Genomic DNA, 20,947 nt, shown 5'->3' on the forward strand with positions numbered 1-20,947 from the left:
TATATGAAAGACCAATCAAAAGCTCACTGGCAGATTAAGACAGTACCAATAACAAACGCAGGTGACGATAAGCTATCACACGATTCAATAGCTGAACTATTAGATGAAAAAATCAATTATTTATTTAAAGAAGATAATGTACCTAGTTGTATTTGTCTTAATGGTGAATATGGTAGCGGTAAATCAACGATAATAAATCTCTTATTTGATAAATGGAAGTTGGCTACTAATAAAAAAGTAGTTCATTTTAATATTTGGCGGCATAAAGAAGAGAATACTTACTATGCCTTATTCCGTAATATTTTTTATGCATTAAAGAATAAAAACAAAAATGATTTCAGACAAAGTGATTTTCTAGAAAGTATTACTGAAAATGATGAGATTTTGGACTTAGACTCTGAGTTTAGTGAGCTTGTTTATGCCAGTTTTTCGAAGAAAAGAACAGACCAAGTTGAATTAAATAAAGGTGTTTCTGAATTTGTAAAAGAATTGCCAAAATATACTTTATTGCTCACAAAAGGTCTGTTTAAAACTGTTTTTTTGGGAAGTGCCTTAGCTGCTATTATCGCAGGTTTAATTGATTTTGCTATTGAGATGGATGCTATAGAAAGTACTTTGTTTGCTTTAAAGATGTTTTTAATATTTATAACGTCAACAGGTATATTTTCAATATTATCCAAAAATATATTTAAGAACTTACCAACATTGTTTAAATTCCATGTGCAACCTGCTGAGCACTCAATATCTCTACCTTCTATAACCAATACTGAACAATTACAATGTGTCTTCAGAAACATACTTAGTTCGCACAATCGAAATAACGGCAACGATAAGTTGTTGATAGTTATTGAAGATGTTGATAGGAAACATAATGATGAAATAATTGAGACTTTAAATGAATTGAGAACATTTATTGATCTTGGAAAAGCTATTTTTATAATACCTTGCGATCTAAATAATATAGAGCGAGCATTTTATGATTCAGCAATAGATAAATCTAATGATATAGACGAGCAATATATACGTTGGAAGGCTAAAGATTTTTGTAGTAAAATTTTTTCTCATACAATTAGTCTTCCACCACAAGGTCAGCAAGACTTACGCCAGTTCTTAGTTAATAAAATAACTTCAGAAAGTCCTAATAATCCATTAAAATTACTTCTTAAGCAAAATGGTGATTTTGAGCAATTAATTGATGTTTTACTTGCTAACGCTATAAAAACTCCAAGAGAAGCGATAAATATATACAACAGATTCACTTTACAAATAGAGCATGCCTTAAAGTTAGAAAAAAACAGCTCAAGATTAAAAAAAGGGACGATCTCAAACAACATCTTACCGTATGCTCGCGTATATATGCTTTCTACTTTTTACGGATTGGAACAGCACCTTTTAAAATATCCTGAGTTGCCTAGTTGGATCATAGATAACTTTAGAAGTAGACCTGAGCATTATTACTTGAGAGGTGTTGACGAGACTAACTCAGAGATTAAGTTAAGTGAAGAAATTCCTAAGTATGCACAAAGGTATTTTAGAGATTTAATAAAAACAGGTGTTATTAGTCTTGATGTTGAAGAATTTGTTAGTAGAACAGAGGCTTATGATTCGCAACTCACTAAGGCATTTATTCATTTGGATGAAGTTTCTTACTCGGGAGAATTAGGAAGTGCTATATATGGGGATGTAGTTAGAAGTTTAAAATCTAGAAATATTCAAATGGTAACTGAATTACTTGAGAATGATCCTAAAGAAATTTCAATTGTTATAAGTAAAGTCTTAGCTAACATAAATTATAGCTCAGACTTTCAGTCTTATGTCCCAAGTTTAATTGATATTATTTTAAATGTTGATCCTAGTAAAAGAAAAAATATTGCTGATTTTGCACTAGAGCATTTTGATCGAGTGACAAATAGTATTTTGTATGCTTTTCCCGCTAACAATATTGAAACTATATTTTCTTTAGGAAGCTCCATTCAATCAAGAAATGCTAAGAAAACATATTTTAGTATCCTACATAAAGACCGAGCTTCGGTAACCGAGTATTGCACAGAGGAAAAAGTCTTTGAAATTGTTTTGATGTTGATTGGAGCAATAAATAAAGACAACAAATATGTTGATTCAGATATAAAAAGCCTTCTAATAGATATATCAAGTGTACCTGCATCTGACACAAATGAATTTGAACAAAGACGTCAGTTACTTGAAGTAATTAGGGGGATGGATGAAAAAACAATAATAGAGTTGTTTTCTACAGAAACATTAAACAGGTTCATTACGGACTTAGATGACTTTTATAATGAAAGTGAAGACTTTAGTTTTATAAAAGAAGATATTAATAGACTAATTTCAATTTTTATTAAAATTGAAAAGGCTAATACTCTAGACATTATTAACTTAATATCGGGTCATAAAATAAATGAACTTGATAATTGGTTTATCCAACTAGCTGGGTTATATGAAGAATACCTATACGAAAAAGTTGAACTAAATAAGATACACCAATCTATCAAAAGTAATATTATTGCTAATTATTTAACAGAAGATAATTATAGTAAAAATAGCGAATTAATTAATGACGCTATAGCCTTATTTGCAAAACTTGATGGCTATGGATTTACTAAATTTGAATCTAAAAATACAGAATCATTTCATGAATTAACTAAATTGTATAAAGAACTGATAACTTCTGATGTAGAAAGTGATTTCTTAACATTCATATATAGACTAATAGATAAACATGAAGAAGTTTCAAAATATACTTTTACTCATACTCTAATTGATTCTATTCAAGGTTTATTAGAAACGAACTTAGATAATAAGTATGAATCGCCAGAATTTTCTCGTTGTAAAGTTACCGCAGAATTCTTGAGTAGAAACGGGCGAGTATCTCGAATTAAAGATGAAAAACAGGCTGTGATGAAGGACTTTTTATTTCCTAAATTACAACGTCACTTAAGTCAAAATAAAGCTAATACAGATGTTTCAAAAGCTCTTTTCAGCTTTATAGAAACTCTTAATTATGATCCTAAGTTTGGTGATATCTTGGCTGGCTGGATAAATGATACTCAGTACCCTTTAGCGGCTAATGTCCCGTTTAGTCATTTCAGAGATTACTTAAGCGTCTTAAATTTAGTTATTAACAAAATATCGAAGGATTATTTAGAGTCAATTTTGAGACAGTGTTATAGCATGGTTACTAGTTATCCTAGCAATGAATCTCACACCCTTGACGTTTGGGACTGGATAAATAAAATAGCTCAAGTTAATCAGGAGTTACCACTGTTTGAAAATAGTATTATACCTTTCCTTATATCCAATTATGATAATAAAGAAAGTTACTTTTCAGGAAAAACAACTGAGTACGTCATAAGCTTTTTATCCCTATACTCTCCTTTTAAAGATGCAACAGAACAAAAAACGTTCAATAATTTTTTACTATGGGCTATGGACGAAGAGCCTAAATATTCGAGGTATTTAGAAAGTAATTTTGAGTATTTTGATATGAATCAGAAGCTTGAATGCACTTTGAAGGTCCATTCACTTAATAAATGGGAAGATATAGTCTCTTCATTAATAAATAATAGTACTAATACACAAGAGTTTATAAAATCACTAATTGTAGATGAAAATAACTATGAACTTGTAAAAACAATTTATTCGAAAACTTCGGATAAAATAGATTGGAATAAAATATCAGTCGAAGCAGTTAAAGATATTTCCGAATCTTTGAATTTTTCAGCAGGCGAGTTTATCAATACATTAGACAATGAGATTATCGCTCAGTTTGATGTTTCAGATATATTAGAAACGTTTGATAATTATTTAATTGAGTTATTAAAAGATAACCTCCCTAGAAAATTTTTAGCACTAGATTTAATTGATAAATTTGATGTGATTTTGGTTCCTAAATCAAAACTTGTGTATGCAATTAAACAGGAGTTTGTTGATACATGTGATATAAATAATAGTGTTGAAGAACTATCTAAAATTAGACGTTGGCTTAAAAAGCACGATTTAACGAAATATACAGGGATTTTAGCAAAGCTTAAATCAATAAAAAGTATCTCGGAACCTGATTTTGCTAGAAAGTTGGACTCGATTATTAAGTATTGATCAAAATATATTAGGTTGACTGTATCATTATACAAGCCGTATTATGTGGGAATAGTGTGGAATCAAATTTTTAAAAATAACATTCGAATCTAAGGTCAATTTCTGTAGTACTATTTACCGTAATAGCCCAACCTTAAATAGTATTAAGGACTACAGAGGGACTATTTTTTGATAACTTATGAGTAATTATGAGAACCTTTGTTTTTATAACTATATAATAATAAAGACGTTATTGAAGATGATAACTTATGAGTATGCCTGATTCTTCAGGGATGAAAATGCCGTTCTAAAATAACGCTGCATTAGCTGTACTAGCGCAATTTATTCATAAAAGCTTAAGTTTGTAACTTAAGCTTTTTTTATTTGAGCAGTATTATTGATTAGCTTGCAGCGCTAATTCTTATCTTTGACTTACCCATATACTGTCTTTCATTTCGTTGAGTGATTTTTTATTACATGCAACATTTTGATCACAGGTAATATTTGGCAATCTTGTGCCGGTAGAGGTAATACGCTTTCTATAGCTAGCGAGCATTGCATCTAAAGATGTATTTCTATGCAGGCCGTTTACAGTGACAACTTCAATGTTGTGAGATGCAGCTGATTTGAGTATGTTAAAAGTTTCAAGCGGCGTCTCTTCAATTGCTACATGTAAACTGGGTAAGTTATTTTTATCAAATGCTTGGTCTTGCTGTGCCTCGCTAATCCAGCGAACAATTTTTGTAGGGTGAGCTTTATAAACTAAAGTTAGCCAAGTATCTGCTTCTTGATAACGTTGTTTAGCAAGGTAGGTTCTGCCTAATAAAAAAGCTGCATTGGGTTGTCCTTTCCTCGCTGCTCGTTTTAACCACTTAATACCGTCATCTAAGTCATAAAGCTCTTCTTCTGTTAATAATAGCATGCCAGCTTTATATTCAGCCTCTCGTACCCCTTTAATGCCTGCTCTTTTATAAAATTTTAATGCCCTTGCTTTGTCTACCTCCGTACCAAAGCCAAAGTGATAAAACTTTGCTAACGTGTATGTAGCATTTCTATGACCGCGATTTGACGCTTTTTTAAAAGACTTGAAATAAGTAACGCACTCATCAGTCTTACATTCAGTTATTTGTAATGCGGACGTGTTAAACGCTAAAGTCAGTGAGGCTAAAGCTATTATTTTCCCTATGCTTTTTAACATGTAGTTCCCTTTAAAATAAGTTAATATTATATGCATATTTATAGCATAACCTAAATAAGTACTTAATGCATAGGCTGTTTTTTATGCGGTATGTGTAGAGTGAAAAATAAAATATCTTTGTGATAACTGACATTTTTAGAAAGTGGAAGAAGTAAAAATGAATTCAACTCTAGTTTATATTTATGATCCCATGTGTAGTTGGTGTTGGGGATATGCACCAATCTGGATTAAGTTAAAAGATTCGCTACCATTGCATATTGAGATTATGTATGGACTAGGCGGATTAGCGCCTGATAGTAATGAACCTATGCCGGCAGCAATGCAACAATTTTTACAACAAACTTGGCAAAATATTGCTCAGCAACTCGGTAGCCAATTTAATTTTGATTTTTGGACAAAATGCCAGCCAAGACGTTCTACTTATCCAGCATGTCGTGCCGCATTAATTGCAAGAGCTAGTGGTAAAGAGCAAGAAATGCTCTCGGCCATTCAACAAGCTTATTATTTACAAGCAAAAAATCCTTCTGATATCGACACATTGCACGAACTCGCTATTAGTATTGGCTTAGATGGCGATGAGTTTTTACAGCAAATAAACAGTCAAGGTATTGATGACTTGTTAAAAATAGAGATTGCCAAAATGCGACAGCTGCCTATTAATGGCTTCCCTTCCTTAGTGTTAATTAAAGGTAACCGCCACATTCCTATCCCTATTGATTATAAAAATTGGCGCAACACCTTTGAGTTAATATCTTCTGAGGTTTAGCAAATGCAGTATCTGCACTAAATATAGAAGGTATAGTCAGTAAAACTGCTCTAAAAAAGAATATTTTTGTAGTATCATACGGCTATAAAAATAGATTGTTTTTACTTGTTTACGTAAAAGCAAAAATAAATAAGGTTAACTATGACATACGCAGCAATTACTGGTTGGGGCAAGTGCTTACCACCCGCTATTCTTAGCAACGATGATTTAGCCACTTTTCTGGAAACAGATGATGAGTGGATCACCTCTAGAACTGGCATGAAAGAGCGAAGAATTTCTCATGTTACTGTAAGCGAATTAGCGTATGTTGCCTGTGCTCGTGCATTAGCAGCTGCGGGTAAAACAGCTGAAGATGTAGATTTAATCGTATTTGGTAGTACAACCTTTGACCAGCTTTGTCCTAATGCAGCCTCTAATGTACAGCGTTTATTAGGCGCTGAAAATGCCGCGTGTATGGATGTAAGTACAGCATGTACAGGCGGTATGTATAGTTTAAGTGTCGCCACATCGATGATCAAAAGTGGCGTGGTAAAATCTGCACTGATTATCGGCGCTGAAACTATTTCACCGATTATGGACTGGAATAATCGTGACGTTGCGGTATTATTTGGTGACGGTGCTGCGGCACTGTACTTAGAAGAAACTACTGAAGAAACCGGTGTTATTACCCAAGCTTTAGGGTGTTACGGTGAGTCTCGTGATATTTTATCGGTAGAAGGTTGGGGTATGAAGTATGCCAACAAAGGCCGAGTACTTGGGCAATCTAACTGGGCATTCTTAGGGCAAGAAATATTTAAGAAAGCAGTTGCAGGTATGGCACAAGCTTGTGAGAAGGCTATATCACAAGCACAGTTAAACGCAGAGCAAATTTCGAGTGTTGTACCTCATCAAGCAAACTTACGTATAATAGACACCTTAGTAAAACGCTTAAAAGTGGATAAAGATAAGGTGTTTGTTAATATTCATAAATACGGCAACATGTCTGCCGCTACAACTTTGGTTGCCTTTGTAGAAGCAATTGAAGAAGGCTTTATTGCGAAGCAATCTTATGTGCTTCTTCCTGCCTTTGGTGGCGGTCTAACTTGGAGCGCACATGTTGTAAAATGGGGTGACAGAGCACATGCCCTAGCTACAACAGATATCGACTTACCTGAATGTAATAAGTCTGGCTTAGAATTAGTTCAAGACATTATTGCTTCAAAGTCACAATAAACAAGTATTTCATTAATCTGCCGATACTTTGGTGTGTCGGTTAATCTCTTTATATAAGGATCTTTATGCGCTTTTTATCGCGTCGACTAATTTTGCCAAATGATTTAAATTATGCCAACTCATTATTTGGTGGCAGAGCATTAGAGTGGATAGACGAAGAAGCGGCGATCTATGCTATTTGTCAACTTGAAACCAATTGCCTAGTTACTAAGCATATTGGGGCGATTAATTTTGAATCTCCTGCTCAACAAGGTGATGTAGTTGAATTCGGTTTATCAACTAAATCAGTAGGTAAAACTTCAATTACCATTACATGCATGATGCGCAACAAAGTCACTAAAAAAACGATTTGTTTAGCTGATGATATTGTTTTTGTACAAGTTGACCCTATTACTAAAGAGCCTATTCCACATGGAAAAACCTTAGCTTCATTAACGGATCCATTTGCAGAATAGTTTATTCGCATAACCCTTAGCACAAGATATTTTTCGATAAATATGGATCTTGATCAAGTGCTAAGGTGTGTGGTTGTTACTCAGGAAGTTCGATTATAAATTCTGTATAGCCGGTGATAGCAAAATAGCGAATTGATTTTTTTAAGGTTATTTTTTTAGCGATAAGCTGCGAATCGCGATATATTTTTACTGTTTGCTTTTCACCATTTTTGTCACTTTCATAGCCATGAAGTGGATTTTTTCTAAGGTTATCAAACTCAGTTTTCATTATTAATTTCATATTAATGCTTGTGCTTTTACCTTAAGTTTGAAGCTTTAAGCTATCAGTTTAAAGATAGAATTTAGTTGAGAGCTTGCTATTGTTTTTGTTTTGTCTGAAAGCTTAAAACTGACAGCTTACCGCTGCTCTTTTATAGTTTATTAATCTCTTTTTTTACGTCATAGCCTTCATCAGTAACAATTTTTTCAAGTACTTGCATACGCTCTTCAAGTGTTTGAACTTGTTTCATCATAGCGATAGCTTGTTCTTTAGTTTGGCTGTTATTATTTAATGTTTTTTCTTTAAACTCTAAATGTTTTTTGTACATGTCGAACATGACGCCAAAACCAACAGATATAAAAACAATTGCAACAACCATTGCTGTGCCAGACATAAATAAACTCCTTTCAAAATATTAAAACACATAATTTAAGCATAGCGTATCTATACATAAAAAAGCGGTAATTAACTTATTATACAAATTGATATAAACAATCGATCATTCTAAAGCGGTTTAAATATCCAGTATCTACGTTGCTTTCAATCCCAATAGCCTGCTATTGCTCTAAGAATCAATCAAGCGCCTTGCTACTGAAAATTTATCCTCGTTTAAAATTGATCGATTCATTAAGTCAATTGGTATTAGCTATGATGTTATAGATTGCCAATAGCTAATAAGTAATGAAATATTAATCATTAAAGAGACCATTGAGCTCCTGTTTAGCTAAATAATTATCCATAGTTGAACGCAATAGTTTATAAAGTAAGATTGAACCATCAATTTCTTCTTTTCGATTGGTTAAACTTTCAATATTTAGCCCTAAAGGTAATTTGTAGGGTAATACTGCGTCTAATATTTGCACTAAAGTATTACTGCAAATTCTTATAGATTCATACAATGGGCGCTCTGCATTTAAAATACGTAAACTTGTTGCTTCAGGTACGCTAACACCTAACCATTCAATAAACTCTAAGGTTTTCTTACTGCCACAAGGTGAAAATGTTAAAATTATTCGTTGAGGTTTTAAACCTTGTTGCTGACACTCAATAGCGTAGCGCGTTAGCATATCAATGGTTGCTTGCGGATTATAAATGGCTTGCGAGATAAAAAAATTACAGCCTTGCTGGTGTTTTTCAATTAGCTTAGCGTGTTCATTACCTTTATTGGCATGACGCTCGGCAATGGTTATACCGCCAATAAAAAAATCATTTTCATTCGCCACTAAAGTTTCATACGCTTTAGTTAAAGGTAAGCTAATATTATTTTGTCGCGAAGGGCTACCAACCAGCACAATGTCGCGAATACCATACTCTTGCCAGGCCTCATTTGCCCATTGATTAAAATCATCTCCGTTCGATTGCACAACACTTTTATAAGTGATCACCGGTCGGTTTGACTTCTGTTGCAGTAGAGAAGAGTAAAGTCTTGGATCATGTGTTGACTTGAATGGAAAAGGGCGTGGCTTTGAAGTACGAGAATCTTCATTTTGAATGTCGTAAACAATTAAACCGTCAAAGTCGATATCGTTAACACGTTCGAGTAATTTATCCGCTATGGTAGAAACTTGATCTATCGGGGTATCATTTTTGGGTGGTGTAGTACCAATAAAGTACACACCTCGATTAATGTCGTTATATCGTGCTCTTAACTCTGAACCGTTTTTCACTGCGTTGCTTCTTATATAGGGAGAATAAATTGTCTTTTAGGCTATTAATACTACCTTGTTAGATAATAAAAATCTTCGCTACACTAATAATTATTTTCTTAAATTTATAGCATTTTCTCATAAGGGGATTAATGAAGTTAATAAGGTTTATATCGACGACACACGATCTATCTGTTCGAGAATATCTTCTTTATTTTTTAACAGTTTTATCGCATTAAATAAATTATTTGCTTGCGGATAACATAGTTTTAAATACCGCAACCACTGCTTTAAACGGCTTGAAAAATAGAAACTTTTATCACCTTGCAGCTCTAATTCACTATAGCGTTTTAATAAGTTACTTAGTTCAGACCATGCCATAGGATCTTCATTAAATTTAATAACATTAGCTAAGTTTGGTAACGCTAATGCGCCTCTGCCTAACATTAGGTTTGGGGTTTGGCTTTGTCTGATGCAATTATCGGCATCTGTTTTATTCCAAACTTCGCCATTAGCAAATATTTCTATATCGTATTTTTTTCTAATATCTGCAATAAAGTGCCAATAAGCAGGAGGGCGGTAACCATCTTGTTTAGTGCGGGCATGAATGGTTAATTGGTCAACATTTGCTGATTGCACTGCACTAACAATTTCATCTAATTTAGAAGCATCAGTAAAACCAAGTCTTATTTTCGCTGATAACGTAGGGCTATTGCCAATTGCGTCTCTTATCTTCGTCATTATTTGATGAATTTTTTCAGGCTCATTCAATAATACTGCGCCACCTTTACTTTTATTAACTGCTTTAGCGGGGCAACCAAAGTTTACATCGATACCATGCGAGCCCAATGAAAGTGCTCTAACGGCATTTTCAGCCATCCAATCTGGTTCTTGCCCGAGTAATTGCATTCTTAAAGGTGTGCCACTTTTTGTTTTGCAGCCGTAGTCTAATTCGGGACAAATTTTTCTAAAAACATGCTTAGGTACTAATGAATCGACCACACGAACAAACTCGGTAATACAAAAGTCATAATTATTTAAAGATGTTAATAAATGTCGCATTAACTCGTCGGCTACGCCTTCCATAGGTGCGAGGATAATTTTTTTTACGTGAGAATGATCTGAGCTAGGCATAAGTTAACGGTTGTCGTGTTTCTGATAGTTGATTGGAAATTATGTGCAATAACTTTAAAAGTTAATCGTAATGTTTTTATAAATAGTGACTAGGAAAACGGTGATAGTAGCGATTAACATTTAATGCTAATTTGCTGAATATCTTCATGTGGTCATTCAAGAGTGAGATAAGGTGAAAATAATGTTGGAGTCAAGGGTCGACTATTAGTCATTAGCAACAAGTTATCAGCTACTCGAAATCAATTATTTATAAAAGCTGTAGCGGGTATGATAACAACTAAAAATAAGAAGAGTACTTATTTTATCTTCTTATTTTTAGCTGTAGATAGGTATTTGTAGATAGGTATTTGTGTTAAATATTTTTATTTAAAAAGTTAACGACGTTTTTCATGTATTCTGCATGGTTTTCAGGGTCAAAAAAGCCATGACTTTCACGACGAAACTTGTGCCAAGTGTAAGGTTTATTTGCATCATCTAAAGCAGATTTTAATCTTACTGAATGTTCAAAGGGTACTTGTTCATCTTGTTCGCCATGAGCTATAAATATAGGGATTTCGATACGACTAACGTTATACACAGGAGACATTTCTCTGTGGATTGCAGGGTCGGTACCTAAAGTATCTTCTAAATAAGCCTTACCTCGATAAAGTTTTTTAATATTACCTTCATCAAACATTAAGGGTAAGTCATATACACCGGCATAACCAATGGCACAGCGATAAGTATTAGGATATTTAATGGCACTTTGTAATGCTGAATATGCGCCAAAGCTCCCACCCATGATACAAGCCTTATCTTTGTTCGCGAGTCCAGCACTAATGGCCCATTGATAAGCCTCAAAGATGTCTTGCTGAATAGTATCTCCCCAGTGTTTAAAGCCAGCATGATAAAATTTTGCGCCATAGCCTGTAGAGCCACGAAAATTAACTTGTAAAACCGAATAACCATTTAAGGCTAAATATTGCACTTCATCGGAATACTCCCAATCATCTTTAGAATGCGGCCCACCGTGAACTAAAACTACTAGAGGCGCTATTGTGTCAGCTGATTTTGTTTTTGCTTGAGTAAAGTAACCTCTTATTTTAAAACCGTCAGATGACATAAATTCAATCGGGTCAGTGTAAGCGAGTTGCTGCGGCGATACATTTGGATAAAACTTAAACAAGCCAGAAAGTTTATTATTGGCTAAATCAAAGATATAAAACTGACCTGCTTCAATATCTGAAGATACACGCACAATATAAACATCACCTTTTTCCGTACGACTAGTAATATCAATTCTTTGATCTGGAAATGAAGCGACTAGCTGCTTGAATACTTGTGCTTCTTTTAATTCATTATTGATTAGGTGATAAGTTGGAAATCCATCTTCTGAAGCAACGGCGTAAACATTTTTTTCATCAGAGGTTACTTTTACCTGACTGACATCAACGCCACCGGGGGTAAAAATAGCGCTCATATTACCATCGCTTAAATTTAACTTAAAAAGTCCTGACTTATCTTGCTGAAAATTATCTACAACAAATAAGTTTTCACCAGACTCATCAAATGTTAATGGATAAAAATTATTACCAAATTTTTCAGAGGCTAATTCATGCCACTCATCACCTTTACGAATATGAACTTCAATTTCATTTTGTTTGTTAATCCCTGTAACTAGCTTTGCATCGCCTTGTGCATTCGTGACGAATTTTGCATTGGCAACAGGAGTTCCTATAACTTGTTTTTTCGAACGACCATTATAAATGTTGAGTTTATATAAACCGGCAAAATTACTTCCCCACGGAGTAGAGCTAATTAGAATGTTCTTTTCATCATCTGGCAGCATATCAACGATATTTGCCCAGCCCTTTATTTGCTTCTTCTTTTTAGTGCGAGTGCCAAGGGTATTATCAACATTACGATACCCATAAATTAACTCGGCGCTGCTGCCATCAATATTTACAGCAAATAATTCGCCATAGTAACTAAGCTCTTCCTGCCAAGGCTCACGTTGAAATATTTTAAATACTACGCGTTCGTTATTTGCCCAATGATAAGTGCCTACTTCATTTTTACCAGGTAATTTAGAAGCACCCACCATTTTCATTGTACTGCGTGAAATAAATATGAGCGCCCGTTTGCCATCAGAGTCCATGGCAACAGCTAAGTGTTTGCCATCAGGCGATATTTTTACATCTTGATACTTTGCTCGTTGAAATAAGTGTTCCCAACCTTGTGCGTGTGCAGCAGCCATTGTTAGGCATAACACTATGGGTAAAAAGATAGCTTTCATTTTAAAATCCCTGTTTTTATTTATTATGTTGTACTGATCATTCCTATGTTAAAAATAGGTTAACAAGTTATTGTTCTTTCAGCAAATAATTGGGTAATTTTCAATAGATAAAATTTGATGGAATATGCTAAGGAAATACGAGTAAATATTTCCTTAGCATATTTTTAGCGCTTATGTAGTGTAAGGTCAGCACCTTTTATTACTTGTGGTTCTATGAAGATAAAGTTAACCTGAATAAAATTGAACATGTAACTTTATGTAAAGAAACTCCGTATAAATATAAAAAAAACAGAGTAAAGTGTTAAAAAATTGAAATTTATTTTCGTCGTGTATGGTCTGTGTAATTAGCTATACTTATTTATGTAGTGTTAAACCAATAAAATAATATAAAAGGAATACAGTATGAAATTAATTAAAAAATCATCAATAGCAGCTTTATTAGGTATATTTGCGTTAACTGTAGCAGCAACGATGCCAGCTAAAGCTGAAACAAACCCATTTGCAGTGCAAGATGTAATGACTATTGTTTCTGCCGATGACCACGAAAAAGGTAAATGTGGTGAAGGCAAATGTGGCGAAAGCAAAATGAAAGACGCAGCCAAAGGTAAGTGCGGCGAAGGCAAATGTGGCGAAAGCAAAATGAAAGGCGCAGCCAAAGGTAAGTGTGGCGAAGGCAAATGTGGCGAAAGCAAAATGAAAGACGCAGCCAAAGGTAAGTGCGGTGAAGGTAAATGTGGCGAAAGTAAAATGAAAGCTAAAGCCAAAGGTAAATGTGGCGAAGGCAAATGTGGCGAAAGTAAAATGAAAGCTAAAGCCAAAGGTAAGTGCGGCGAAGGTAAATGCGGTGAAGGTAAAGCTAAAGGCGCAAAAGAAGGCAAGTGTGGCGAATAAGCTCATCACTAAATAAGCTTAGTAAAATAATAAAAACCACTTCATTCGAAGTGGTTTTTTAGTTTTAATAGTAGGTAAATCCATAATCTTAAGGAAGTATAAAATGAGCAATAATGTTGTGATCACCGGCGCTAATCGAGGAATAGGCCTCGCTATGTGTATGCACTTTAAAGCACAAGGAGATAAGGTTTTTGCCTTATGTCGTAACTCGTCAACCGACTTAGAAGAGCTTAATGTAAATGTTATTGAAGGCATTGACGTAGCCAGCGATATTGGGGTTGAAAATATGGTTGCAGCATTAAGTAATGTTGATATTGACGTACTTGTGTGCAATGCCGGTATTTTAAGAGATGAAAGCTTATCTCAGCTAAACGTAGATACTATTCGCGAACAGTTTGAAATTAATGCCTTAGCACCGTTAAGGGTTGTTGCTACCTTACAAGCAAATTTAAATGAAGGGGCAAAGGTTGCACTTATTACTTCTAGAATGGGCTCTATTAGTGATAATACCTCAGGTGGGCGTTACGGCTATAGAATGTCGAAGGCAGCATTAAATGCAGCCGCTATGTCGTTGAGTCATGATCTTGCAAGTAAAAAAATTGCTGTTGGCATTTATCACCCCGGTTATGTACAAACCGAAATGGTGAATTATGGTGGCGACATAAGTGCAAGTGATTCTGCTAAAAAATTGGTGGGGTTAATTAATCAACTTACTCAAGATCAAAGCGGGGTGTTTAAACACTCAAATGGCAGTGTTTTACCTTGGTAATATTGACTAAGAGTGCAGCTAACGCAACAAAGCTTTTTAATGCTAATCATATAAAAATATGGCAAACCGTTCAGGCAATTCCCCTTGGAAAAGTGGCTAGTTATGGACAAATTGCTGATTTAGCTGGTTTGCCTGGACGTGCACGTTTGGTTGGTAAAGCACTGGGCGCAGTTCCCAAGAACGGTTGGCGTGGGCGTGAGGTGCCTTGGTATAGAGTGATTAATTCACAAGGTAAAATTTCTTTTGCACCAGGGAGTGATCATTTTGATCGACAACGTAACTTATTACAAGATGAGCAAGTGGTGGTTCTCGGCGCTCGTGTGCATTTAAAAACCTTTCAATGGGTGCCTGATTTAGCCGAGTTACTATTTACGCTAGATACGTAAGTTAATTAAGCGATATTTGTAGTTAAAAAAATCATATACCCGAGGTTCATAAATCAAGAAGTGAGCAAGGTTATTAAAAGATATTCATTAAATGCAGAATTACCGTTCTAATAGGCTTATAGCTAACCAATGTGGCGAGGATTTGTTCGTGTGCTATTTGGGCTAGTTATAGGCGTTTTTTGATTTAACCTTAATCTGAGAAAGTATGAAAACAGGTCAGTTAGCTTGCCGTATTTGTTGTTTAACGAAATTAGAAGACATTAGCTATTAGCCTAGGTAGAGTAAGTTAATCTATTTTTTTCGTGATGATCCCCAAGGGATCAACGTTTAAATTTCATTTACAATCAAATGTATACTGCTATTTTTTTAGAATATATCGCTACTTTGATTACCCTTTGACTTTATTTGGAGCTAAACATGAACCGTAAATTACTATCCTTTTTGATTTCATCAGCGCTTAGTGTCTCGGCTTTTACGACCGGTAATGTGCTGGCATTTGAGCAAAATACGACAGACGCTATTGCCAAAGATTACCAACAGCATTTAGCCCCATTATGGGATCATTTCCACCGTAATCCTGAGCTGTCATTAATGGAAACTAAAACAGCAAAACGTTTGGCTCAAGAGTTAAGTGCAGTAGGATACGAAGTAACACAAGGGGTTGGTGGCACAGGGATTGTCGCCATGTTGAAAAATGGCGCCGGTCCAATGGTGATGGTAAGGGCTGATATGGACGGCTTGCCTGTTGTAGAGCAATCAGGTTTAGCTAATGCTTCAACCGTGAAGATGAAAGATTGGAACAATGAATTAGTTGGCGTTATGCATGCCTGTGGTCATGATGTTCATATTACGAGTTTAGTAGGAACGGCGCGCTACATGGCTGAAAATAAAGATAAATGGTCAGGCACGTTAATGTTAATAGGACAACCAGCGGAAGAAAAAGGTCCAGGAGCTTCTGCAATGATGGCAGACAATTTATGGCAACGTTTTGGCCAGCCTGATTACGCTTTTGCATTTCATGTAAGTGCCAACTCAGAGGCGGGTAAAGTTATTGTTGATGAAGGCTCACCTTACGCGGGCGCAGATACGGTTGATATTACTGTGCACGGTATTGGTGCTCATGGTGCTTCACCGCATCAAGGTAAAGACCCTATCGTTATTGGGGCGCAAATTGTTAACAACCTGCAAACCATTATTAGCCGTGAATTAGCACCTCGATACGCTGGTGTAATAACGGTTGGGGCGTTTCATGCCGGCACTAAGCATAATATTATTTCTGATGAAGCTAAGTTACAGTTAACTGTGCGTAGCTTAACGCCTGAAGTGCGTGAACAACTGCTTAGTGCAATTAAACGAATCGCTATCGGCACAGCACGAACTGCAGGTATGCCTGAAGATAAGTTGCCAGAAGTGGTGGTGAGTGAATTCGCTTTTCCGCCAACCTTTAATGATCAAAAGCTAGCTAAGCGCTTAAAGGGAGTACTGACTGAGAAAATGGGCGCTGATGCATTGCTCGAACCTGCTGAAACGGGTATGGGAGCAGAAGATTTTGGTTTCTTTACCACAGAGCCTTATATCCCGAGTGTGTACTTTAAAGTCGGTGGTACGCCAAAAGCAGATTTTGAACGTGCGGCTAACGGTGGCGCGCCTGTGCCAAGTCATCACAGTCCACAATTTAAAATAACCCCAGAGCCTGCAATTAAGTCGGGCGTTGAGGCAACAGTACACGCATTGCTTGATGTTATGGCAAAGTAGTCACTGATAAAGCTTGGTAACAACAGTAATAACAGTAACATCAAGTTGTTACTGTTGTTTTTACATAAAAAAGCCCAGTCAAAAACTGGGCAAAATAGGGAGAAATCTTGTAAATCAAAAATTAACTTTTATCTATTACCTGGCCTTGTTGTAATAAACTTTTACCGTTAATCGCAATTTTTCTTGGCTTTAACGCTTCTGGTATTTCTCTTTCTAAATCTATATGTAATAAGCCATGCTCGATAAATGCACCGATAACTTTAACGTGGTCACCTAATTGAAACTTACGTTCAAAGCTTCTATCGGCAATACCTTGATGAAGAAACTTGCGTTCAGCATTACTGGTGTTTCCCGTTTTTGTTCCGGTAACCACTAGCGTGTTTTGTTTGGATTCAATATCAAGCTCTTGCTCTGCAAAGCCGGCTATCGCCATAGTAATGCGGTATTGATCTTCTGCAAGTAACTCAACGTTATACGGAGGGTAAGAAGATTGTTTGTCTGCTCTTGATGCTTTGTCGATTAAACCAGCTAAGTGATCGAATCCGATAAATGAGCGGTAAAGTGGGCTGAAATCTGTAGTTGTACGCATAATTCATATCCTATCTAAGTTTAGCAATATGTTGTCTCTGTCAATTTTTTTCGGATGCTAAAACCAGCTAATGCTGCGGATTAATACACCTGAAATTTAATCTTTCAGAGTTTAATTGTGCCTTTCAATATTGAACAGGCGGTTAATGTAGACCCTATCGGCGACTACATTATTAAAGATGGGATTAATGAATATTATTTCAAGAGTAAGTTTGATTATTTTTTAAATAAAATTATTTTAAAATAAACGGGCTTGCATTAAGTTATTGATACTTAATAGATAAGTTGGATTGTTTTTTTACTATTATTTTTAAATAATATTAAGACGTTATAATAGCGGTTAAGAGAAGTCATAGTAAGGGAATGGCAAATTATGACGACCCTTACTATTTTATTCTTAAAAAATTGCTACTCTGAATTTGCGTTTGTTGTAAGTTCAGCTGGCTTAACAGCTTGGCTTATGGATTTTAATTTAGTGAGTGCAGTTTCATAATCTGGGTGTTGAGAAATATTCGCGACTAATTCTTTGTAGGCTAATTTACCTTCGGTATCAATAATAATAATGGCACGGGTTAGCAGCCCCATATCTTTAATCAGTAAGCCATAGTTATGACCAAAATCACGCCAAACTGAGTCAGACAAAACCCTGATATGATCTACCTTCTCTGTTTTGCAAAAACGCTTTTGTGCAAAAGGTAGATCATTGCTTATGGTTAGCATTACAACATCTTTTGGTAAGTTTTCTACTTCGTCATTAAAACGTTTGGTTTGTATTGAACAGACACCAGTATCTAAACTAGGCACCACAGAGATCAATACTGACTTGCCCTTGAATTCACTTAATGTTACTGGCGAAAATGACTCGGTGACGACTTTAAAGTCAGGAGCTTTATCACCCACTTTTATTTGGTTGCCCAACAAAGTTACGTACTTATTACCTGCCATCACTAAATTTGTTGTTTCAGTTAATTCCACATGAGATGTTTCGGCAGCAGCTGAAAATGCAAATACGGAGCTGAGTAAGGCAATTGTTGGTAATGTTAAAATTTTCATCATTCGATTATTAACTTAGGGTAAAATAGAAATCAAGCTTACCTATGTGATGGAAAAAATGCGAATTAATCGTGTTTTATTTTTAATATCCAACTATGGTTTAAAGTAGTGGTGCGAGCTGAAATGGATTATTGAGTGACTAATTTTCCCTCAATTCTTTACTCAAAAGGGCTTACGCGTAGTTTTTTGTTTTTTTCTTTAGCAATCTTGGGTTTTTCCGTTATGACAACTTCATTATTGATTTGTGACGACTCTACTGTAGCGCGCAAGCAAGTTGCACGTTCTCTGCCAATAGGCTGGGATGTCGACATAACTTTTGCCACTCATGGTGTTGAAGCTATATCGGCCATTAAAGAAGGTAAAGGGGATATATTATTACTTGATTTGAATATGCCAGTAATGGACGGTTATCAAGTACTAGAAGCAATAGTCAAAGAAGACCTACCGACTTTAACTATTGTTATATCGGGTGATATTCAACCTGAAGCTTATAAAAGAGTTACCGCTTTAGGCGCATTAGCATTTATCAAAAAACCTATCGATAAAGATAAACTTGCTTCGGTTCTTCAATCTTATGGCATTTGTAGTAAAAATGACATTTTAACTCAAGAAGTAGCTCAAGAAGTAGCTCAAGAAGTAGATGAACTATCCTTGAATAACGCAACGCAGCGAAGTGCTAAAGAAATAAATATCGCTGAAGTTACAAATCCAAAAGTAGCGGTTAGTTCAACAAGCGAGTCATCACAACATCGCGAGTCTTCTGCACCATTAATAAATAGTAAGTTAATTGATTGTTATCAGGAGATAGCAAATGTAGCTATGGGGCAAGCAGGAGATTTATTAGCACGTTTGTTAGGTGTTTTTGTGGTACTTCCTATTCCAAATGTTAACTTTATCGAAGTTAGCGAGCTTATTATGGCACTGAGCGATGTTGAGGATAAAGATACCACTTCGGGTATTTGCCAAGGCTTTATAGGCGCGGGTATTTCAGGTGAAGCTTTACTTATTCTTAATGACTCAAGCTTTAAAGATATTGCCTCATTAATGAAGTACGAAGATTCATTTAATGATTCACCAAATAACACTTTTGATAAGACAGTTGAATTAGAACTACTTATGGACATGGCTAATATTCTTATCGGTGCCTGTTTAAATGGGATTTCGTCGCAATTAGATATGTCATTTAGCCAAGGCCACCCAGTGGTATTAGGCCAACATAGAAAAATTTCAGAACTCATCGATACTAACACTGAAAAATGGAAGAAAACGCTCGCCATTGAAATAAGTTATGGTATTGAAAATTACGCCATTAAATGTGACTTACTGCTGCTTTTTACTGAAGCGTCAGTCGCAACATTTAATAATAAAATTGCTTATTTATTGGATTAAAAATGTCAGGCCAAGTAGAACAATTAAATGAGTTACATTGGATGATGGAGATGCTTCATAACATTGAAGTAGGCTTAGTGGTAATTGATCGCGATTACACCATTCAAATTTGGAATGGTTTTATGGAAAACCATAGCGGATTATTACCACGAAATGTTAAAGGTAAATCTGTTTTTGATCTTTTTGAAGAGATTCCTGAAGACTGGTTTCGGCGTAAAGCTGAATCAGTATTTTTATTGAAAAATAAAGCTTTTACTATTTGGGAACAACGTCCATACGTTTTTAAATTTAACAATTATCGACCAATCACTGGCACTGCAGAGTTCATGTATCAAAACACAACGTTTATTCCACTAATTTCGTCAACAGGTGAAGTTACTCATTTATGCTTGTTGGTTTATGATGTAACGGATAATGCAACCCATAAAAAAGAATTAGAAAAAGTGAATGCTGACCTTGCTTTATTGAGTCAAGTTGATGGTTTAACTTGTTTATTTAACCGTAATTATTGGCAAAAATGTATCGAAACAGAGTTTAAACGTTATGTGCGACACAGACAAACAAGCACGTTAGTAATGCTCGACATAGATAATTTTAAAATGGTGAACGATAAATATGGTCATACTGTTGGCGATTATGTGCTTAAACATTTAGCACAAATTATTAGTGAACAAGTACGTGAAACCGATATTACTGGGCGCTACGGTGGTGAAGAGTTTGTTATTTTTTTATCGGGCACTTCATCAAGTGATGCGATGATATTTACTGAACGTTTGCGTAAAACGGTTGAATCTTCCGTTTTTATTTATAATGATATTGAAATTAAGTACACCATAAGTATTGGTATTGCTGAGGTACTACCAGCTTTAGAGTCTGTATCGCAGTGGCTTGAAAATACTGATAAAGCGCTATATGAATCAAAAAATAATGGCCGAAATAGAGTTACTGTTTATCAAGATTAATACAAAACACTGAGCGTTTTAATTTTCAAATAACCTAGCCACTAAAACTTAACAGTGGTGTTAAGACTACCTATTTAATAAAAATATGCGCAACCACTAACTCATTGAATTAGAATG

Annotated in this window: 18 protein-coding genes; 10 read left to right on the top strand and 8 right to left on the bottom strand. The window is 35.2% G+C overall.

Features of this window, described 5'->3' with window-relative positions; all coding sequences use genetic code 11:
- Nucleotides 1-3 precede the first annotated feature (3 nt).
- Entirely contained in the window at nt 4-4,113 is a 4,110-nt protein-coding gene (locus tag B6A32_RS06500; protein WP_158088459.1) for a P-loop NTPase fold protein, read from the top strand.
- Nucleotides 4,114-4,513: 400 nt separating this feature from the next.
- On the opposite strand, the gene B6A32_RS06505 is transcribed toward B6A32_RS06500, so the two are convergent.
- Nucleotides 4,514-5,290, bottom strand: a complete 777-nt coding sequence (locus B6A32_RS06505) for a tetratricopeptide repeat protein (protein WP_085302128.1) — start codon at nt 5,288-5,290, stop codon at nt 4,514-4,516.
- 157 nt (nt 5,291-5,447) lie between these two features.
- Here B6A32_RS06505 and B6A32_RS06510 point away from each other — a divergent pair, with 157 nt between their 5' ends.
- From B6A32_RS06510 to B6A32_RS06520, 3 genes are all read left to right on the top strand, one after another.
- Nucleotides 5,448-6,056, top strand: a complete 609-nt coding sequence (locus tag B6A32_RS06510; RefSeq protein WP_085302130.1) for a DsbA family protein — start codon at nt 5,448-5,450, stop codon at nt 6,054-6,056.
- Nucleotides 6,057-6,197: 141 nt separating this feature from the next.
- The gene (locus B6A32_RS06515) at nt 6,198-7,268 is read left to right on the top strand and encodes a ketoacyl-ACP synthase III (RefSeq protein ID WP_085302132.1); all 1,071 of its coding nucleotides are present in this window, start codon (nt 6,198-6,200) and stop codon (nt 7,266-7,268) included.
- A 65-nt stretch (nt 7,269-7,333) separates the two neighbouring features.
- A complete protein-coding gene (locus tag B6A32_RS06520) occupies nt 7,334-7,723 on the top strand; it encodes an acyl-CoA thioesterase (RefSeq protein ID WP_085302134.1) in 390 nt (129 codons plus the stop codon).
- Nucleotides 7,724-7,799: 76 nt separating this feature from the next.
- Here B6A32_RS06520 and B6A32_RS06525 read toward each other — a convergent pair whose 3' ends face one another.
- The 5 genes from B6A32_RS06525 to B6A32_RS06545 all read right to left on the bottom strand — a co-directional run bounded on the left by B6A32_RS06525 (nt 7,800) and on the right by B6A32_RS06545 (nt 13,037).
- Nucleotides 7,800-8,003: a hypothetical protein gene (locus B6A32_RS06525; protein ID WP_085302136.1), complete on the bottom strand. Its 204-nt coding sequence runs from the start codon at nt 8,001-8,003 to the stop codon at nt 7,800-7,802.
- A gap of 130 nt (nt 8,004-8,133) precedes the next feature.
- Nucleotides 8,134-8,376 carry a hypothetical protein gene (locus B6A32_RS06530; protein WP_085302138.1) on the bottom strand — a complete coding sequence of 81 codons (243 nt, stop codon included), beginning with the start codon at nt 8,374-8,376 and terminating at the stop codon, nt 8,134-8,136.
- Between the two features lie 295 nt (nt 8,377-8,671).
- Nucleotides 8,672-9,649 (bottom strand): methylenetetrahydrofolate reductase, encoded by a 978-nt coding sequence (locus B6A32_RS06535; RefSeq protein ID WP_085302140.1) that lies wholly within the window; start codon nt 9,647-9,649, stop codon nt 8,672-8,674.
- Nucleotides 9,650-9,796: 147 nt separating this feature from the next.
- The gene (locus B6A32_RS06540) at nt 9,797-10,762 is read right to left on the bottom strand and encodes a tRNA-dihydrouridine synthase (protein WP_085302142.1); all 966 of its coding nucleotides are present in this window, start codon (nt 10,760-10,762) and stop codon (nt 9,797-9,799) included.
- A gap of 352 nt (nt 10,763-11,114) precedes the next feature.
- Nucleotides 11,115-13,037 (bottom strand): alpha/beta hydrolase family protein, encoded by a 1,923-nt coding sequence (locus B6A32_RS06545; RefSeq protein WP_085302144.1) that lies wholly within the window; start codon nt 13,035-13,037, stop codon nt 11,115-11,117.
- 402 nt (nt 13,038-13,439) lie between these two features.
- Here B6A32_RS06545 and B6A32_RS06550 point away from each other — a divergent pair, with 402 nt between their 5' ends.
- The 4 genes from B6A32_RS06550 (at nt 13,440) to B6A32_RS06565 (ending at nt 16,838) form a co-directional block, all read left to right on the top strand.
- Nucleotides 13,440-13,928, top strand: coding sequence for an HvfA family oxazolone/thioamide-modified RiPP metallophore (locus B6A32_RS06550; protein WP_085302146.1), 489 nt, complete (start codon nt 13,440-13,442; stop codon nt 13,926-13,928).
- 103 nt (nt 13,929-14,031) lie between these two features.
- Nucleotides 14,032-14,697 carry an SDR family oxidoreductase gene (locus B6A32_RS06555; protein WP_085302148.1) on the top strand — a complete coding sequence of 222 codons (666 nt, stop codon included), beginning with the start codon at nt 14,032-14,034 and terminating at the stop codon, nt 14,695-14,697.
- Between the two features lie 2 nt (nt 14,698-14,699).
- The gene (locus tag B6A32_RS06560) at nt 14,700-15,083 is read left to right on the top strand and encodes an MGMT family protein (protein WP_085302150.1); all 384 of its coding nucleotides are present in this window, start codon (nt 14,700-14,702) and stop codon (nt 15,081-15,083) included.
- 417 nt (nt 15,084-15,500) lie between these two features.
- Nucleotides 15,501-16,838 carry an amidohydrolase gene (locus tag B6A32_RS06565; RefSeq protein ID WP_085302152.1) on the top strand — a complete coding sequence of 446 codons (1,338 nt, stop codon included), beginning with the start codon at nt 15,501-15,503 and terminating at the stop codon, nt 16,836-16,838.
- A gap of 121 nt (nt 16,839-16,959) precedes the next feature.
- Here B6A32_RS06565 and B6A32_RS06570 read toward each other — a convergent pair whose 3' ends face one another.
- The gene (locus tag B6A32_RS06570; protein ID WP_085302154.1) at nt 16,960-17,427 is read right to left on the bottom strand and encodes an Hsp20 family protein; all 468 of its coding nucleotides are present in this window, start codon (nt 17,425-17,427) and stop codon (nt 16,960-16,962) included.
- A gap of 407 nt (nt 17,428-17,834) precedes the next feature.
- Nucleotides 17,835-18,482, bottom strand: a complete 648-nt coding sequence (tpx, locus tag B6A32_RS06575) for a thiol peroxidase (protein WP_085302156.1) — start codon at nt 18,480-18,482, stop codon at nt 17,835-17,837.
- A gap of 219 nt (nt 18,483-18,701) precedes the next feature.
- Between tpx and B6A32_RS06580 the strand changes: the two genes are divergently transcribed.
- Together B6A32_RS06580 and B6A32_RS06585 are read left to right on the top strand one after the other, a co-directional pair.
- Nucleotides 18,702-19,868, top strand: coding sequence for a response regulator (locus B6A32_RS06580; RefSeq protein WP_085302158.1), 1,167 nt, complete (start codon nt 18,702-18,704; stop codon nt 19,866-19,868).
- 2 nt (nt 19,869-19,870) lie between these two features.
- Nucleotides 19,871-20,830, top strand: a complete 960-nt coding sequence (locus B6A32_RS06585; protein WP_085302160.1) for a GGDEF domain-containing protein — start codon at nt 19,871-19,873, stop codon at nt 20,828-20,830.
- The last annotated feature ends 117 nt before the right edge of the window (nt 20,831-20,947 follow it).

Source organism: Colwellia polaris, assembly GCF_002104515.1.
Classification (GTDB): Bacteria; Pseudomonadota; Gammaproteobacteria; order Enterobacterales; family Alteromonadaceae; genus Cognaticolwellia; species Cognaticolwellia polaris.

Bases quoted from the DNA above. Each gene is read 5' to 3' on its own strand.
- B6A32_RS06585 (WP_085302160.1), top strand. From the start codon at position 19,871: ATGTCAGGCCAAGTAGAACAATTAAATGAGTTACATTGGATGATGGAG.
- B6A32_RS06550 (WP_085302146.1), top strand. From the start codon at position 13,440: ATGAAATTAATTAAAAAATCATCAATAGCAGCTTTATTAGGTATATTT.
- B6A32_RS06545 (WP_085302144.1), bottom strand. From the start codon at position 13,037: ATGAAAGCTATCTTTTTACCCATAGTGTTATGCCTAACAATGGCTGCT.
- B6A32_RS06530 (WP_085302138.1), bottom strand. From the start codon at position 8,376: ATGTCTGGCACAGCAATGGTTGTTGCAATTGTTTTTATATCTGTTGGT.
- B6A32_RS06580 (WP_085302158.1), top strand. From the start codon at position 18,702: ATGACAACTTCATTATTGATTTGTGACGACTCTACTGTAGCGCGCAAG.
- B6A32_RS06555 (WP_085302148.1), top strand. From the start codon at position 14,032: ATGAGCAATAATGTTGTGATCACCGGCGCTAATCGAGGAATAGGCCTC.
- B6A32_RS06505 (WP_085302128.1), bottom strand. From the start codon at position 5,290: ATGTTAAAAAGCATAGGGAAAATAATAGCTTTAGCCTCACTGACTTTA.
- tpx (WP_085302156.1), bottom strand. From the start codon at position 18,482: ATGATGAAAATTTTAACATTACCAACAATTGCCTTACTCAGCTCCGTA.
- B6A32_RS06525 (WP_085302136.1), bottom strand. From the start codon at position 8,003: ATGAAATTAATAATGAAAACTGAGTTTGATAACCTTAGAAAAAATCCA.
- B6A32_RS06520 (WP_085302134.1), top strand. From the start codon at position 7,334: ATGCGCTTTTTATCGCGTCGACTAATTTTGCCAAATGATTTAAATTAT.
- B6A32_RS06515 (WP_085302132.1), top strand. From the start codon at position 6,198: ATGACATACGCAGCAATTACTGGTTGGGGCAAGTGCTTACCACCCGCT.
- B6A32_RS06510 (WP_085302130.1), top strand. From the start codon at position 5,448: ATGAATTCAACTCTAGTTTATATTTATGATCCCATGTGTAGTTGGTGT.
- B6A32_RS06500 (WP_158088459.1), top strand. From the start codon at position 4: ATGAAAGACCAATCAAAAGCTCACTGGCAGATTAAGACAGTACCAATA.
- B6A32_RS06540 (WP_085302142.1), bottom strand. From the start codon at position 10,762: ATGCCTAGCTCAGATCATTCTCACGTAAAAAAAATTATCCTCGCACCT.
- B6A32_RS06565 (WP_085302152.1), top strand. From the start codon at position 15,501: ATGAACCGTAAATTACTATCCTTTTTGATTTCATCAGCGCTTAGTGTC.
- B6A32_RS06570 (WP_085302154.1), bottom strand. From the start codon at position 17,427: ATGCGTACAACTACAGATTTCAGCCCACTTTACCGCTCATTTATCGGA.